12 protein-coding genes and 2 pseudogenes are annotated in these 15516 nt (G+C 68.8%); 10 read left to right on the top strand and 4 right to left on the bottom strand.

All coding sequences use genetic code 11. The annotated features are described in order from the left end of the window. Positions 1–181: 181 nt before the first annotated feature. Positions 182–1975 carry an AMP-binding protein gene (locus ABEA26_RS22940; RefSeq protein WP_345595025.1) on the bottom strand — a complete coding sequence of 598 codons (1794 nt, stop codon included), beginning with the start codon at positions 1973–1975 and terminating at the stop codon, positions 182–184. A gap of 255 nt (positions 1976–2230) precedes the next feature. Between ABEA26_RS22940 and ABEA26_RS22935 the strand changes: the two genes are divergently transcribed. Then, the gene (locus ABEA26_RS22935) at positions 2231–3076 is read left to right on the top strand and encodes an alpha/beta fold hydrolase (RefSeq protein WP_345595023.1); all 846 of its coding nucleotides are present in this window, start codon (positions 2231–2233) and stop codon (positions 3074–3076) included. Position 3077: 1 nt separating this feature from the next. Then, the gene (locus ABEA26_RS22930) at positions 3078–4337 is read left to right on the top strand and encodes a hypothetical protein (protein WP_345595021.1); all 1260 of its coding nucleotides are present in this window, start codon (positions 3078–3080) and stop codon (positions 4335–4337) included. A gap of 362 nt (positions 4338–4699) precedes the next feature. Here the strand turns inward: ABEA26_RS22930 and ABEA26_RS22925 are convergent, their stop codons facing one another. Next, positions 4700–4927 (bottom strand): hypothetical protein, encoded by a 228-nt coding sequence (locus ABEA26_RS22925; protein ID WP_345595019.1) that lies wholly within the window; start codon positions 4925–4927, stop codon positions 4700–4702. Positions 4928–5276: 349 nt separating this feature from the next. Here ABEA26_RS22925 and ABEA26_RS22920 point away from each other — a divergent pair, with 349 nt between their 5' ends. From ABEA26_RS22920 to ABEA26_RS22900, 5 genes are all read left to right on the top strand, one after another. Next, a complete protein-coding gene (locus ABEA26_RS22920) occupies positions 5277–6584 on the top strand; it encodes a phytase (protein ID WP_345595017.1) in 1308 nt (435 codons plus the stop codon). A gap of 367 nt (positions 6585–6951) precedes the next feature. Next, positions 6952–7176: a hypothetical protein gene (locus ABEA26_RS22915; protein WP_345595015.1), complete on the top strand. Its 225-nt coding sequence runs from the start codon at positions 6952–6954 to the stop codon at positions 7174–7176. 380 nt (positions 7177–7556) lie between these two features. Next, on the top strand, positions 7557–8555 hold the full coding sequence (locus ABEA26_RS22910) for an aldo/keto reductase family protein (RefSeq protein ID WP_345595014.1): 999 nt from the start codon (positions 7557–7559) through the stop codon (positions 8553–8555). A gap of 792 nt (positions 8556–9347) precedes the next feature. Next, the gene (locus ABEA26_RS36400) at positions 9348–9599 is read left to right on the top strand and encodes a hypothetical protein (RefSeq protein WP_425587883.1); all 252 of its coding nucleotides are present in this window, start codon (positions 9348–9350) and stop codon (positions 9597–9599) included. 99 nt (positions 9600–9698) lie between these two features. Further along, positions 9699–10184 carry a VOC family protein gene (locus tag ABEA26_RS22900; RefSeq protein ID WP_345595012.1) on the top strand — a complete coding sequence of 162 codons (486 nt, stop codon included), beginning with the start codon at positions 9699–9701 and terminating at the stop codon, positions 10182–10184. 425 nt (positions 10185–10609) lie between these two features. On the opposite strand, the pseudogene ABEA26_RS22895 reads toward ABEA26_RS22900, so the two are convergent. Beyond that, positions 10610–11092 (bottom strand): annotated as a pseudogene (locus ABEA26_RS22895) (SbtR family transcriptional regulator); the annotation flags it as partial. Here ABEA26_RS22895 and ABEA26_RS22890 point away from each other — a divergent pair. Beyond that, positions 11086–11376: pseudogene (locus ABEA26_RS22890) on the top strand (zinc-binding dehydrogenase); the annotation flags it as partial. The pseudogenes ABEA26_RS22895 and ABEA26_RS22890 sit on opposite strands and share 7 nt — an antisense overlap. Positions 11377–11983: 607 nt before the next feature. On the opposite strand, the gene ABEA26_RS22885 reads toward ABEA26_RS22890, so the two are convergent. Further along, positions 11984–13555 carry a tannase/feruloyl esterase family alpha/beta hydrolase gene (locus ABEA26_RS22885; RefSeq protein ID WP_345595010.1) on the bottom strand — a complete coding sequence of 524 codons (1572 nt, stop codon included), beginning with the start codon at positions 13553–13555 and terminating at the stop codon, positions 11984–11986. A 288-nt stretch (positions 13556–13843) separates the two neighbouring features. Between ABEA26_RS22885 and ABEA26_RS22880 the strand changes: the two genes are divergently transcribed. Both ABEA26_RS22880 and ABEA26_RS22875 read left to right on the top strand, forming a co-directional pair. Next, entirely contained in the window at positions 13844–14638 is a 795-nt protein-coding gene (locus ABEA26_RS22880) for an SDR family NAD(P)-dependent oxidoreductase (RefSeq protein WP_345595008.1), read from the top strand. 42 nt (positions 14639–14680) lie between these two features. Continuing rightward, entirely contained in the window at positions 14681–15280 is a 600-nt protein-coding gene (locus ABEA26_RS22875; protein ID WP_345595006.1) for a TetR/AcrR family transcriptional regulator, read from the top strand. Positions 15281–15516: the final 236 nt, after the last annotated feature.

The following is a 15516-nucleotide window of genomic DNA, read 5'->3' as shown; positions in this document are numbered from 1 at the left end:
GCACATCCGGTAGCCCGTCGCTCAGCACTCCCGGGCCGGCCAGGGAGCAGGCGCGTGAGCACACCGGAAGAACTCGGTGACGAAGTCGCGGGTCTCCCGGTCCCGCAGGACCAGAGAGATCCACGGCCGGCACCGGTCGACCACCCGCCGTCCTCGGCAACGGCACCCCGGCCCGGCCACGTCAGCCTTCGGTCTCCAGGCGGGCCACGATGTCCTGGCGCAGCCGTACCTTGTCCGTCTTGCCTACGGCCGTCAAGGGGAGTGCCGGAACCTGGACGAGCCGTTCGGGCAGCTTGAACCGGGCCAGTCCGCCGTCCTCCAGATACCCGCGCAGCTCCGGCAGGGACGGTGCTCCCTCGTTGCCGCCCACGACGTACAGGCAGACGACCTCACCCAGTACACGATGGGGCATCGCGACGGCCGCGGCGGCCCGCACATCGGGGTGGGCCAGTACCAACGCCTCCAGTTCGTCCGCCGGGACCTTCTCGCCCCCGCGGTTGATCACGTCTTTGACGCGTCCGGTGACCACAAGGTTGCCGGACTCGTGGCGACGGACCAGGTCGCCGGTGCGGTAGAAGCCGTCGGGTGTGAACGACGCGGCTGCCGCGCCACCGTGGTACTCCGTGATGACACCGGGCCCTCTGACCAGGAGTTCGCCCATCTCACCGTCGGCGACGGGCCGGCCCTCGCCGTCGACCACGAGGGTCTCGTCACCGGGCGAGGAGGGGCGTCCTTGCGTGCTGAACGCCACCTCGGGCGGGTCATCGAGCCGGGTGAAGTTCAGCAGTCCCTCGCTCATGCCGTACACCTGCTGGATTCGGCAGTTGAGAACACGGCTCAGTCGGGCAGCCGTGGATTCGTCCAGGCGAGCCCCGCCGACCTGCAGGACTTGCAGACTCGAGAGGTCAGGACCGCTGGAAGCGGCGCGGGCGAGGAGCCACTGCCGCGCGAGCGCCGGGGTGAGTGCGCAGTGTGTGACGCGTTCTCGTTCGATCAGCGCCAGGGCGGCGGCCGTATCGTTCGGGTCGGACAGTACGACCTTTCCGCCGCAGGCGAGCGTGCCGAGTACTCCTGGAGCGGAGAATGCGAAACCATGCGTCACCGGCAGGACGGCGAGGAACACGGATTCTGGTGTCAGCCCCGAGACCGCTGCCGCACAACGGATCACGTGACCCATCGCCTCATGGGTTCGGGCGATCGCTTTGGGGGCGCCCGTGGTTCCGCTCGACAGCAGGAAGAGGGCGGTGTCCGAGGGCCGCCGGTCCGGGTGGGCGGAAGCCGGATCACCGGCCTCGACGAGGCGGTCGATGTCCACATGGCCGACGGCCCGGTCGCCGGCACCCGACACGAGCACGGTCCGCACCGACTGGTGCCGTTCACGTAGCCTCTCGGCGAGCCGCAGGTGGTCGAAGCGCTGATGTCGGGCAGGCACCGCCAGCGCGGTGGGTGACAACGCGGTGACCACCGTCTCGAGTTCGTGCTCACGCAAGGCGGGAAGGGCGAGAACCGGGCGCGCACCGAGCCTGATCAGCGCGAGTGTGAGGATCACCAGTCTGGCCTGGTTGGGCAGTTGGACGAGCACGGTGTCGCCGGGCCGGATGCCCGCGCGCGCCAGCCCGGCGACGCAACCGGATACCGCCGCGTCGAGCTCTGCCCTGGTGAAGGTGTGCTCGGCGTCGACCACTGCGACCCGGTGCCCCACGTGCACACGGGTGCTCAGCACGAGGTCGTCCAGGAATTCCGGACGCCACCAGCCACGGTCCCGGTACTCTCCGCAGGCACCCGCACCAGGCCGACGGTCGCCGACGGCGTCTGCGAGCTGCCGCACGGTGAGATCATGCTCTGCCCAGAGATCGACGCGGGTGTCGAAGCGCTCGGCCAGTTCCACCTGGATCTGCGTGAGGTCGACGGAATCGAGCCCGAGGTGCGCACGCAACCGCGCGTCCGGGCGCAGCAGCTCTTCCTCGATTCCCAAGTCACGAAGGATCCTTCGCACTTCTTCGATGCCCGTCAAACCGGGCCTCCTTGCCTGAGAGCACATGGCGAGAACTGGCCAATGCGAGCGGTATGCCCAGCCCGTCTCGCCGCAAGACCGGCGCACGGCAGCAGGGGGAAGCGCATGCGGCCACGGGGCGCTCATGAAGTCGGTAACCCACTCCCGCGCGCCCTGCACTGTCCGAATTCTCCGTGCGACGCTGTGACATCACACCGGCCGAGCCCCTGGAGTGTGATGAATCCGTTGAACAGCGGGACGCTCGCGGTACCGGGCGCAAAGATCTATTTCGAGGTGCGGGGTGGTGAAGGGCCGCTCCTGCTGCTCATCGGGGGAGGGAACTCGGACGCGGCGGTGTTCAAACGCTTGGCTGCCGTCCTGGCCGGCAGCCACCGCGTCGTCACCTATGATCCGCGCGGGAACTCCCGGAGCGTGCTCGACGGGCCTCCGGTGGACCAGAAGGTCGAGGAGCACGCCGACGACGCGTACCGCCTGATCGAGCACCTCACCCGCCCGGAGGAGTCCGTGTACGTCTTCGGGAGCTGCTCGGGCGGGCTCATCGCGCTGGAGCTCACCATCCGCCACCCGGGCAGAGTCCACGTGGTCGTCGTCCACGAGCCACCTGCTCTGAGCATCCTTCCCGACGCCGCGCGGCACTTGGCGCTTCTCGACGATGTCTGCGAGACACATCTCCGTGAAGGAATGGCGCCGGCCCTCACCAAACTGCAGGCCCTCCACGGCGGCCGACCCGCGCCGGCCCTTCCCGAAGTGCACAACAACACCGACTTCTTCCTGACCCACTTCGTCCGGCCGTTCACCCGCTTCGCACCCGACCTCGCCGCGCTGGAGGACGTGGCGGAGAAAGTGGTGTGGGCCGGTGGCCTTGCCTCACGAGGGGACCTTGTGCACCGCCCGACGCTCGCCCTCGCCGACCGGCTCGGCCGCGACGTGGAACTGTTCCCCGGTGGGCACGTCGGCTACGCGAGGTACCCCGCGGACTTCGCCGAACGGCTCGTCGAGGTGCTCACCCCCGCGACCGGCGCGGCGGGCGCGCAGCGGGGAAGCACCGGCGGAGGGCAGTGACGTGCGGATCGTGATGGGGGCGCAGAACTGCGGCTTCGGTCCGGTCTCCGAACTCGTCGCGGTCTCCCGGCCACTCCACGAGCACGAACGGGTGTTCGTCGGGGACGGTGTCGCCGCGGTCTTCGCCCGGCGCAACCCCGATGCCTTCGACGCCATGTACGACACCAGCGGGCTGTCGGAGAACGCCAGGTCCGCCATGCTCGACGACCTGCTGCGGTGCAGTGATCAGGTGGTCTCGGTCATGGACGCCGAGTTGGTGCTCCGGTCCGTCGTGGCCCGGCGGCCCGTGACCATGGTGGACAGCCTGTTCAGTTTCTGGCAGCTCACGCGACCGTTGACCGAGATCCAAGACTTGTGCACGGCCCTGCCACGTTCCCGCTTCGCGGCCGCCGACCAGCACCTGTCAGGCCTTTCACCGCACGAGCGAGTCGTCGCGGCTCACCTGCTCGCCACACACAGTGTCGTTCAGAACTTCCCCGGCGTCACCGAGCGGGCGGCCGGGCTCGCCGCCCTCGGTGAGGGGCCCCGCATACATGTGACCGGCTCGATCGTCGACGTCGAAGGCCTACGAGACGTCGTGCGCACCGCCGAACCGACACATGACCTGTTGATCAACATCGGAGGCTTCAAGAACTTCCTCCTGGGCTTCGACGTCAACAACGACTATGTACGCCTGCTCCACCGGTGGATTCCGGATCTGCTGCGTGACTGGCCCCGATTCCGTCGCGTACTCCTTTGCGGCGGCCCGTTCGGTGAGGGCCGGGAACAGACCATCCGGGCCGCGGGCGGCCGGGCCGACTGCCGTCTCCTGAGCCAGCGTGAACTGCTCCGGGCGGCGGCGACCACTGCGGACTACCTGTTGGCTCCCGGGCTGACGGCACTCCACGAATCGATCACTCTCGGGCGGCTTCCCCTGGCGATCCACGAACAGCACTACGCCCATGTCTTCACCATGCGCGCACTGGAAGGCACGTTGTTCGGCCGTTCCGGGGGCCGGTTCAGGGATGTGGTTCCGTGTCATCCGCTGCCGGAGGACGACTTCGACGGCACCGCCGCCCTGGTCGAGCTGGCCGGCCGTATCCGGGAGAACCGGGAGCTCTACGCGAAGTACCGGAAGACATTCAACGAACGCATCGAGCAGTACCTCACGCTCACTCCACCGCAACGGCAACACGGCGTCGAGGAACTCGGAAAGCTGCTGAACGGCTCCCCGATCGACTCGGTGATGACCGAGATCCTGGGCACGCCGCACACTGAGTGATGGGAAGAAGAACCAGCGCCAGAGCCCCGACACCCTCGATCAGCCCCGCCTGTTCGGGCCCGCCGGCACTCTCACGACCAGGCGCCTCGTGCGGAAGTCGCTGTCCTCGGTTGGCCGGGGCACCGGCGCCGGCCGAATCACTCTTTGCCCGCCGGCGGCGACAACCACGCCACGGATGCCCGCGCCGCGCCCGCTTCCCTCGGAAGGCGCGGCTCATCGCCCGGCGGCACCCCTCGTGACCCCGTGACCCCGCACGATGTCGAGAGGCGGACATCGAGGGACGGAGAACGACGCCCCATGGAACCGCGGTCGACCGACCAGGTACGCAGCGAGCTGCGGGACCTCACCGACCACTGACCGGCCTATGCGGCGGTCCCGTGCCCTGTCTCCCGCGGATCCCCCATCGGCTGCGTCAGACCCTCGTCCGGCGCCGTGCGCCGGCCTGGCTCCATGGTGTCCATCTCCCAGTGGTGCCGGCACTCCTCGCACCGGACCTCGCCCGGCCCCGGCCCGGTCGGCAGGACCTCTCCGTTCGGGCAGTCGCTCCCGTCCCCACGCCCCGCACACGCCTGCTCCGTTGTGTCCACCATGCATTCGACGGTGCGCCGGCCCGGGGGCGGGCGGGGAGAGGGCTTGCGGGGGCGCACAGACGCTCACCCTCGGCATCCCGCCCCAGACAGCGTCAACCATCCCACGAGCGCCGCCAGTCGGCCGCCCCATGGCCGTGTCGGCCGGAAGGCCACGCATCCGGCCCACCGTCGGCCCGCACACCTCAGTGAATTGCGTCCTGCCGTCCCGACGCACTGGTGCGGCCCGGCGCGGTCGGCGTGTGTTGTTCACCTTCAGGACAGCCCCTCGTTCTGCTACTCCTCGGCAACCCTTCACAGGACGACTTCAGGGTGAGCTCACCATGTTCGCGGCATGAAGGGATCACATCTCATGGCTCAGTCCGTCCGAGACCGTACCGTCGTCGGCCGCTTCACACTGCTCGCCGCCCTCGCCGCCCTCGCCATGGTGACACCTCACGCGGCAGTGGCGACCGGAGACCTGCCCGGTGTCAGGCCGGTCGCGGAGACCCCTCCCGAGTTCGACGACGAGGCGGGCGGAAACGCGGACGCCGACGATCCGGCGATCTGGCGCGACCCGGCGGACCCGGACCGCAGCCTGGTGGTCGCCACTGCCAAGGAGGGCGGTCTGCGCGTCTACAACCTGGACGCCCGCGAAGTGCAATCCGTGGCCGCGCCCGAAGCACCGGGACCGGGCGACGCCCCCGGCCGGTTCAACAACGTCGACCTCGTGCACGGCATGAGGATCGGCTCAGCCAAGGCCGACCTTGCCGTCACCAGCGACCGCGGCAGTGACCGGTTGCGGATCTACCGTATCGACAGCGGCAACTCCGACACTCCGCTCATCGACGTTACCGACCCCTCAGCGCCGATGATCCACTCGTCCTCGCAGGAGGAGACCAACGAACAGCGGACCGCGTACGGACTCGCCACGTGGACGGAACCGTCCAGTGGCCGCTCGTACGCGGTGGTCAGCCAGCGGGAGCGCACCGCGCTCAGCCTGCTCGAATTGACGGGGGCCGCCGACGGTACGGTGTCCTACCGCAAGGTTCGAACCCTCCAGTTGCCCTCCACGTTCAAGTTGCCGAACGGCAGGGCCTGGGCGCCGTGCGGTGAGCCGGACGAGCTGCCCCAGGTCGAGGGCATGGTCGTCGACCCGCAGAACGGCACGCTGTACGCGGGCCAGGAGGACGTCGGCATCTGGCGCCTGGACGCCGACCTGCGCGGAACTCCGAAACTGATCGACAGGGTCCGTGAGTACGGGGTGCCGGGTACCTACGACGAGGAGACCGAGGAGTGCGTCCCGGGCGAGGACCCGGGCTACGGCGGCAGGCGCCTGTCGGCCGATGTCGAGGGCCTCACCCTGCTCAACCAGGAAGACGGCGACGGCTACCTGCTCGCCTCCAGCCAGGGCGACAACAGCTTCGCTGCGTACGACCGAGAACTGGACGACGACAACGAGTACGAAGGTGGCTTCCGGGTGGTCGCCACCTCGGACAGCCTCGACGGCACTGAGGAGAGCGACGGCGCCGCCGTCCTCAACGAGCCGCTCGGGAAGAAGTACCCGCACGGTCTGCTCGTTGTCCAGGACGGCGATGACAAGCCGGACGAGACGGACAGGGAGGCCACGAACTTCAAGTTCGTCAGCTTGAAGCCTGTGCTCGACGCCCTCGACGACTGACACGGTCTCCTTGTGCCACCGGGCGGCGGCCGGAACGCCGCCCGGCCCAGCACCGGGGCTGCGTTCCCCGAACAGCGGCCCGTCGCCATGCCGGGCACCCTCCACGGGTTTGCTGATCAGCTCCGATGATCTACAGAGCCGTCGGAGGCGGACGGCACCGGCGCTTGCCCCTGGCTGCACCAGTCGAGCGCTCAGAGGATGAAGACGCTCTGGGCTGTTTCCGTGTAGTAGGTCTCGCTCGGAAAGGAAGTGGGCCAACTGCCGCACAGCAGCCTTGTGGCAGGGCGGCAGAGTGGGGAGGCGGAAGAAGGGGGCGCGCGGACGCGAGCACCGGGGGCAGCCGTGCCGCGCGGTGCGCCGGGAGCTTATGCTCGAGACAGCACACCGTGTCGCTGACACAAACCAACCCGAGGTAGTCGCCGGCAGGGCGATCAAGTACCGCCGGGACCACGTGGTGCCGGCCGCCAAGTTCGACAACCCGATGGGCGGGGACCCCGATCAGCGGGACAGCTCGCGACGCTGGATCACCCGGGCCGTCGAGGCCGCCTCGCTGAGGCACCCGCCCATCCATGTCCGGCCCGACAGCGACTGACCGGCCGCTTCCACCTGTCCCACTGTCCCCGTAGGTCAACCAGCGCAAGCTTCAGGCGACCGAGGCCCTCGCCCGCCTGGCCGAGAACGGAACAACGGGACGACGTCGATCGTCACGGTGATCGCCTTCGTACTCAACCATCCTGCGGTCACCTCGGCGCTCATCGGCCAGCCCACGTTGGAGCACCTCAGGTCGCAGTTGTCCGCCGCCGACGTGATCCTGGCTCCGCAGGTTCTGGACCGTATCCGAGGAGATCATCACCCCGGAAACCGTCACCGCTCCGGCCGACAGCAACTGCCTCACCCTCCCCGCAACCGGCCGCCCTCCGCCGCTGACCTGCTGCTCGTCCCCACAACAACCGACCGACGCAAGGAGCGACCATGCGCTACCGCACACTCGGCAGCTCGGACCTGCGGGTCTCGGAGATCTCCCTGGGCTCCTGGCTCACCTACTCCGGCGGCGTCGAGGCCGACAGAACCCGGGCCTGTACCGAGGCGGCGTTCGACGCGGGCATCAACTTCTTCGACACCGCCAACGTCTACGGACAAGGCGCCGCAGAGACTGCCTGGGGCGAGATCCTCTCCTCCCACCCCCGCGACTCCTACATCCTGGCCACCAAGGTGTGGGGCCCGATGTCGGACGACCCGGCCGACCAGGGCCTGTCTCCGGATCAGATCGCCAAGCAGATCGACGCCTCCCTCTCCCGCCTCAAGACGGACCACGTCGACCTGTACCAGGCCCACCGCTTCGACCCTGCCGTACCGATCGAGGACACCATCGAGGCGTTCCAGAAGGTCGTCGAACAGGGCAAGGCACGCTACCTCGGCTTCAGCGAATGGACCCCCGAACAGATCCAGGCCGGCATCGACATCGCCGGACCCGACCTGTTCGTCTCCTCCCAGCCGCAGTACTCCATGCTGTGGCAGGCACCCGAGGTCGAGGTCTTCGACCTGTGCGCCGCCAACGGCATCTCCCAGATCGTCTGGTCCCCGCTCGCCCAGGGCGTCCTCACCGGCAAGTACAAGCCCGGGCAGCCCGTCCCCGAGGGCAGCCGCTTCGCCTCCGCGGACATGGCGGTCTCCCAGGACCTCGTCTACAGTGACGCCACCCTCGAAGCAGTCCAGCGTCTCGCCCCGATCGCCGAACAGGCCGCGCTGAACATGCCCACCCTGGCCCTCGCCTGGGTCCTGCGCCGCAGCGAAGTCGCCTCCGCCATCACCGGCGCCTCCCGACCCGAACAGGTACACAGCAACGCCGCCGCCTCCGGTGTGGAACTGCCCGACGACGTGTTGAGCGCCGTCGACCGGGCGCTCGGCGACGCTCCCGTTACCGAACCGAGCCTCGCCCCCGCCGCCCAGGCCGGTATCAAACACCGCTGACCACCACCGCCCTCAGCCACTCATCCAGCCGGACCGGCATCAGGCATTTCCACCCACAACTGTGCGGATCCCCGGATCCTCCACCGTCCTTGGCGTACGCGCACCCGTTGGAGCGTCGCCCGCGGGACGCCGGACGCGACGGTTGGGCATGAGACATCTGCCGCCTGAGACAGGCAGGCAGGTCGTAACCCCTCGATCTGTACGAGCACTGAGCAGCGCCCCCTCTCGGCGTGCACGGCCCTCGGTCCAGCGGGGGGCCGAGAGCCACCGTGCACCGCATTTGCCCTGGTCGACTGACTGTCAGGGCGCGGCCGCAGTGCTGTCAGCACCGGACCAGGGACGCCCGCGAGGTCAAGGTTGAACTGGGACGGGCAGGCCTTGATGGTTGGGTAGGTCTCGGACGGGTCGTCGGATGGGTAGTTCCGGTAGAGGGAAGGCGGCGCTATGGAGCCGCTGGCGTTGGGGGATCCGGTGCGTGTGGGTGACTTCGCGTTGCTCGGTCGGCTGGGTGCCGGGGGATGGGCGAGGTGTTTGTGGGCCGTTCGCCGGGTGGGCGGGCGGTGGCGGTGAAGGTTGTGTATCCGCATCTGGCGAGGCAGGCGGAGTTTTGGCGTCGTTTCCGGCGGGAGGTCACGGCCGCGCGGGCGGTCAGTGGCGCGTTCACCGCTCCGGTGGTCGCGGCCGGCCCGGAGGACGATCCACCGTGGATCGCCACCGTCTACGTGCCCGGGCCGTCCCTGGCCGAGGCCGTAGCCAAGGCGGGGCCGTTACCGGTTCGGGATCGCCCGCGCGATGGAGGCCACCGCGCTCACCGGAACCGGCGCGACCATGGACACACCGGGCTTCATGTCCCCGGAACAAGCCGAAGGAGGCCGCGCCGGGTCGGCGGGCGACGTCTTCTCCCTCGACGCCGTGCTCGCCTTCGCCGCCACCGCCGGCGAGCCCTGTCACAAGAGCAGACCTGTTGTCACCAAGATCGTAGTAGCGCACTCGTTGCGGACGGCTGCCACGGCTGCCAGGGGCGTCCTGCGGACACGCCCCTGAAGGGGACACGCCGGCGCTTGACCTCGACCAAGCTTCAGCTTCTAGGTTCATTCCAGAGCCGCAGGAACTGACCAGCGGTTCCCTTCCAGGAGGTTCGCCATGGCCGAGACCACAGCTCACATCGAGATCCCCCACCGTTACCGCTATGCCGTAATCCCGCACATCATGGTCGATGACGCCGCCGAGGCGATCGATTTCTACCAGCGGGCGTTCGGCGCCCGTGAGGACTTCAGGGTCGATGCTCCGGGCGGCGGGATTCTGCACGCGGAGATCACCGTCGGACGATCGACGCTGATGTTGGGCGACGCCGGCGCGGACGAGTCGGAGGTCGGCTCCTTCGCCGCGCCGGCCTCACTCGGCGGAGGAACGTCCGTCACGCTGCATGTCTTTGTGCCGGACGTCGACAGTTTGGCGGAGCGTGCAGAGGCCGCCGGTGCCGAGATCCTCCAGCCGCCGACAGATATGTTTCATGGTGATCGCACCGTCGTCCTCAAGGATCCTTCGGGCCACATATGGGTATTTCTGACCCACCTGGAAGACGTTTCAGAGGAGGAGCTTCGGCGCCGGCTGACCGCCACCGGGTGACCGCCTGCAGTTGGGCGCGGTGACCGGAAGGAGGCGAACTCGACCGTGGCCGCGAGGACCTGGCCCAACGCGGCCCCGCAGAAGTCACGGAGTGGGAACGCATCGCGCAGCTGCTCGCCACCACCGGCGGGACGTAGTACCCGAAGGCCGACGCCGACGTCCAGGACGAGTTCGCCGCCGACCAGCGGCCGCGGAGCCGAGCGGCAGCGCCTCCAGGAAGCAACAGCAGCTCGCCGCCCGCGCCGACGAACTCGTCCCGCTCACCAGAGCCGGCCCACTCGACCGGACCGTGGACAACCGGCCCACGGCTCGCTGCCCGAGGCGGTACGGCCCACGTCACCCCTGCTCGCCGCTCTCACCCGCACCGGTGCCCCGCGGGGCGCGGCCGAGCACATGGTGGCCACGCGGGCAGGCGCCGCTTCGTATCAGGCTCTGGAGGGCCGCTGTCCCTGCGAGCCGTCGGCCGCGAGCGGAAGACTGCTCAGCGACAGTTCGCTCGGCGCCGGCAGCGCTCCGTGGGCCGCCTCGGCGCGGAACGACTGGAGCAGGTACGCCACCAGACGCCGGGACGCCGCGCGGTCACCCGGTAGTGCGGTGACCAGACCGCAGTGGGACAACAGGGCCACGGCGAGGTCGGAGGGGTGGAAGTCGGCCCGCAGCGCGCCCGCCGCCTGAGCCCTGCGGACCAGGGTCATGAAGTCCCGCTCGGCCTGTTCCCGTAGCCGCGCGTGTTCTCGTCTGCGGTCCGGATAGGCCGCGACGAACGCGGCAGGGAAGCCCCGTTCCTCCCGTTGCAGTTCGCAGACCGTCTCGACCAGTTGCCGGAAGCCCTGCCACGGATCGGGGTCGGCCAGCGCCTCGGTGAGCGCCCGGGCACAGGTGTCCAGCTGGTGCGCGAACGCGGCGGATGCTGAAGCCCGGCGGACGCATGGTCACCATCGCCTTCGACCTGACACGGCCCGCCGCCTCGCTGGGCTACATCGCGGCCAGCGCCGTCCACGGACGCGGCCGGGTGCGCTTCTTCAGCGGCAACCCCGGACGTCCGCTCTTCGACGACCTCGCCCGCCAGGTCACGGAGGGGAAACTGCGGCCGGCGGTGGACACGGTCTTCCCGCTGGAAGAGACAGCGGCGGCACACCGGGCGCTGGAAGCGGGCGGGGTGCGGGGCAAGTACGTGGTCAGGGTCGACTAGGATTTGCAGGGAAGGCGCTGGTCACCGCCACTCGTTGAGGAGTGCGACCGACACGGTCGCCTCGTACCGGACGGCGAGCTCGATGCCCCTATGGACGTCAACCGGTGGGTCCGGCCCGATATGAAGTGATCGGGGACGCCATCGCCGATCCGGCTGCCCGCAGTGGGGGCCGCTCCCGCGGGCGCGGCGGCCGACCACTGCGCCATCGTGGCGCCCAGGGTGACGGATGTGGTGATCACAAACTTCCTGTGGCCCATCGGTCCTCCTGTGTTCTCCACACTGCCTGGACCGTGCCCGTGGTCGTCCACGGAAGGGTGAAGAGGGTGTGGTCGGCACGGCCAACAGCAGCCATCCCGGCCAGCCGTGGACGTGGACCGCCTCGGGCCCGATGCCTTCGAGCGCGGCCATGGCGAGCTGGGTGTGGTGGCTGAGCGCGTAGACGCCCGCGATCCATCTCGACGCCTTCGCCTCTCGTCATTCGTCGCGAATCGTCAGGCGTGCACGTCCGAAGGGGGCGACCTCCGAGGAGGCCGACCCCTTCGGACGTTTCCGCAGGGATCAGGAAACGTCACCGGCCGGGCTCAACGAGTTCTGCCTGAGTGGGGTCTCACCTCGCGGCGCAGCGGAAGTTGTCCGCGTCGTTCGTGTCGCCGTGGCCTTTGTAGCGTGCGGCAAGGGGGTACATGCACAGCGGCCTTTTCATGCCGGTCTCTCCGGTCGATCCCTCGCCGACGCCGAGCAGTGTCGTGGGCTTCCTCTTCTTCTCGACCCAGTTCACGACCGCCTCCAGCGCACTGCCGGGGCTCGGAAGTCCGCCGTAGTACCCGGCGGGCATCAGACCGGGGTGAGGGTGCGACCTGATGAGAGTCTCGTGTCCGCCGCCAGGAGCCAGGAAGAGCCGCGCGAAGTCCTGGACCTCACGGATGCCGCCCATCCTGTCCGCGACCCTGTTGTAGTAATCGACGGTCCCCTGCACGGGGATGGAGCCGTCGAAGGTGCCGTGCGTGATGACCATTCTGCCCCCGGTTGCGCGGAAGGCGGAAAGGTCGGGATCCACCGCGTCGACCGTCCGCTCCCATTTCGCGACCGACCTCTCGAAGACGTCGGCGAACTTCTCGTAGGTGAGGGTGCGCCAGTCGAAGTCCGGGTCCTGGAGAACCCAGTGCGTGACCCATGTCAGGGCGTCTGTTCGCGGCTGTGGAGAGGTGGTCCCGTCCTCGTCGGTCACGGTGCCCGCCATTCGGCCGAGCGGAGTGCCGGGAGGCGGGCCGTGCCAGAGGAACCTGCCGTCGGTGCCGCGCGGGCCCTTCCATATCTTGTTGATGATGTCGGCTTCCTGCGCGGTGAGTACATCGCCGATCAGGGTGCGGGCATCAAAGCCGCAGGCGCGCCAGTCGGAGACGATGCGGTCGTGGACGCCGTCACGTCCGTCACATTGGGCGATCGCCCTGTCGTTCACCGCCCCGAATGTCGATTGCGGGATGAAGTGCCCGGCCACGTTCATCACGACCTGTGGCCAGAGCGAGGCGGGAAGCAAGCGCGACAAGTTCAGTGCCGGCCAGAACACGGCGAGACCGTCATAGTCGTGCGGGTGGCGCTGCGCCTCCATCATGGCCTGGCGACCACCGGCCGAGCCGCCGTAGAAGTAGGAATAGGCGGGGCCCTTGCCGTAGTAGGCGGTGATCACTTTCTTGGCGCTGACAGCCGTCTGATGGATGGACAGGTGATTCCAGATATCGACAACGGGCTTGTTGAGGGTGTTGTCGGGGCTGAGTGCGAACTCCCCCTGGTTGTTCGTCGTAGGTACTCCGGCGTCGGTGTTCGCCGTGGCGTAGCCGTCCGCCAGGGAGCAAGGGTCGTACCGGCCGCACGGCTCGTCCGGCCCCCCGCCCATGAAGCCGCCGCCGCCGGTACCGACGAACCTGCCGTTCCATGTCGCGGAGGGGAGGAACACCCCGACCCGGAACGACTCGTCCGACGCAGGGTCGGTCACCGTGAGCTGAATGTCGCAGTAGGCCGGAAGCTCTTCTGTGGCACCGACCGAAGTGGCGCTCTCTACCCTCCTGCCGGGCAGACGCAAGTCGATCATGCTCTCGCACGAACGAACCGCAGTCCCGCCCGTCGGCGAAGCGTCAGCCGCCTGGGTACCGGCTGGTGCGGCGAACGTGGGCGTGAACACCGCCAGGGTCCACGCAACCACTACCGACGTGACCGGTAACAGGGCTCGACGGCCTCTGCCTCTCCGCCGGGGTCCGGGCGGGTAAGTCGTTTTGGTCATTGCCGCTTCCTCCTTGGGACGACGGAGCGGTGCTCCGACCATGAGGTGTACCGTATGCCATCCTGACACCGAGTGCCAGCATGGCATTCGGTATCGGCAAAGGTCGCGGACCCCGGGCCGGTCGGCGAGTCGCAGGAGCGTTCCGGCCGGTTCAGGTCCAACCCACTTACAGGAGAAGGCGGGAAAGCTATGAACACCTCTGGAGCGGTAGTCGTGACCGGGGCGAGTGCGGGCATCGGTGCGGAGTTCGCACGACAGCTCGCGGCGCGCGGCCATGACACCGTGCTCGTCGCCCGCCGCGCCGAGCGTCTTGAGGCGCTGGCCTCGGAGCTGTCCGGCCACGGTGCTCGCGCCACGGCCCTGCCGATGGACCTGACGGAACCGGGGGCGGGACAAGCGCTGCGTGCCGAGATCGACCGGCTCGGGATCGATGTCGCCGGAGTGGTCAACAACGCGGGGTTCGCCAACCACGGGTTCTTCCGCGGCGAGCAGCTCGATCGGCTCAAGGCCGAGATCGCACTCGATGTCCTCGGCGTCGTGGAGATCAGTCATGCCTTCCTCCCGCGCCTTCGCGAGCGGGGAGAGGGCTTCCTGATCAACATCGCGAGCATGGCCGCGTACAACGCGAGCCCCACCATGGCCGTCTACGGCGCGTCCAAGGCGTTCGTGCTCAGTTTCACCGAGGCGCTCTGGTACGAGGAGCTGGGCTCGGGGGTGAAGGTCTTCGCCGTCTCGCCAGGGGCGACGCAGACGGAGTTCTTCGACGTGGCCGGGGAGAGCGCGAGCGGCAACAGCCGGCGGATGACAGCGTCGGCGGTTGTCCGGACCGCGCTGGGCGCACTCGATCACCGCGATCCGAAGCCGAGCGTCATCGTCGGGGGTGGGAACCGGGTCGCCGCTGGTGTCTCGCGGCTGCTCGGCCGCCATCGGATGACGCGAACCATCGGACGGATGATGACCCGCGCCATGGCGCAGCGCCGATGACCACTCGAAAGGGCCGTGGTAACACGTGGTTATGCTGGTCGTATGACGGAGAGCGCAGGTTCGGTGGAGCGGCTGTGGGACCGGACCCGTCGTTCCGTCCAGGCGGAGATCGTCCAGGTCGCGATGGACCTGTTCCTCCGGAAGGGGTTCGAGCAGACCACGATTGACGAGATCGTCGCGGTGGCGGGCGTGTCCCGGCGCTCGTTCTTCCGCTACTTCGGAACGAAGGAGGACGTCGTCCTCGGCGGTCTCGCCGATGAAGGCACGCGGGTGAGTGCCGAACTCGCGAAGCATCCCGATGACGAGGACCTCTGGACAGCGCTGCGCTCCGCGATGCTGGCCGTCGGAGACGCGGAGGCGGACGAGGAGCGCACGCTCGCGGTCGCACGGATGATGTACGGCAGCCCGTCCCTGCGAGCCCGCAGCATCGAGAAGCACCTGCGCTGGCAGTCCGACCTCGTCCCCGAGGTGCGCCGGCGTCTTGGTCCGCCCGAGGAAACGGCCGACCTGCGTGCTGCGGCCGTCGTGGCAAGTGCGATCACGTGTCTCGACGTCGCCGGAGAAGCCTGGACCCGGGCCGGCGCGGACCGGCCGCTCGCCGTCTACTTCACCGAAGCACTCGACGCCGTACATTGTCGCTGATTCGGACGGTGCGGGTGGCAGGGGTGGGTTCGACGGTCCCGCCATGCCGGGCCCTCGTCCAGGGCCGGGCTGGGGCGGGCCCAGCTAGCTGATCGTGAACCCTTCGCCAGGTCGCGCCAGAAGGGCAGCACCACGACCAGCGTGAAGGCCTCGACGAGATCGGCGCCGATCAGCGTGTCCAGGCCCCGTTACCTTTCTCGTGGCCCCGCAATGGGGCGCCTGGCCCCCGGGTCCGG

The organism is Streptomyces marokkonensis, assembly GCF_039539045.1.
Classification (GTDB): Bacteria; Actinomycetota; Actinomycetes; order Streptomycetales; family Streptomycetaceae; genus Streptomyces; species Streptomyces marokkonensis.
The sequence above is the reverse complement of the archived record's forward strand: the minus strand, read 5'-3'. Positions and strand labels throughout refer to the sequence as shown.

Bases quoted from the DNA above. Each gene is read 5' to 3' on its own strand.
- ABEA26_RS22935 (WP_345595023.1), top strand. From the start codon at position 2,231: ATGAATCCGTTGAACAGCGGGACGCTCGCGGTACCGGGCGCAAAGATC.
- ABEA26_RS22925 (WP_345595019.1), bottom strand. From the start codon at position 4,927: ATGGTGGACACAACGGAGCAGGCGTGTGCGGGGCGTGGGGACGGGAGC.
- ABEA26_RS22920 (WP_345595017.1), top strand. From the start codon at position 5,277: ATGGCTCAGTCCGTCCGAGACCGTACCGTCGTCGGCCGCTTCACACTG.
- ABEA26_RS22915 (WP_345595015.1), top strand. From the start codon at position 6,952: ATGCTCGAGACAGCACACCGTGTCGCTGACACAAACCAACCCGAGGTA.
- ABEA26_RS22910 (WP_345595014.1), top strand. From the start codon at position 7,557: ATGCGCTACCGCACACTCGGCAGCTCGGACCTGCGGGTCTCGGAGATC.
- ABEA26_RS36400 (WP_425587883.1), top strand. From the start codon at position 9,348: ATGGAGGCCACCGCGCTCACCGGAACCGGCGCGACCATGGACACACCG.
- ABEA26_RS22900 (WP_345595012.1), top strand. From the start codon at position 9,699: ATGGCCGAGACCACAGCTCACATCGAGATCCCCCACCGTTACCGCTAT.
- ABEA26_RS22880 (WP_345595008.1), top strand. From the start codon at position 13,844: ATGAACACCTCTGGAGCGGTAGTCGTGACCGGGGCGAGTGCGGGCATC.
- ABEA26_RS22875 (WP_345595006.1), top strand. From the start codon at position 14,681: ATGACGGAGAGCGCAGGTTCGGTGGAGCGGCTGTGGGACCGGACCCGT.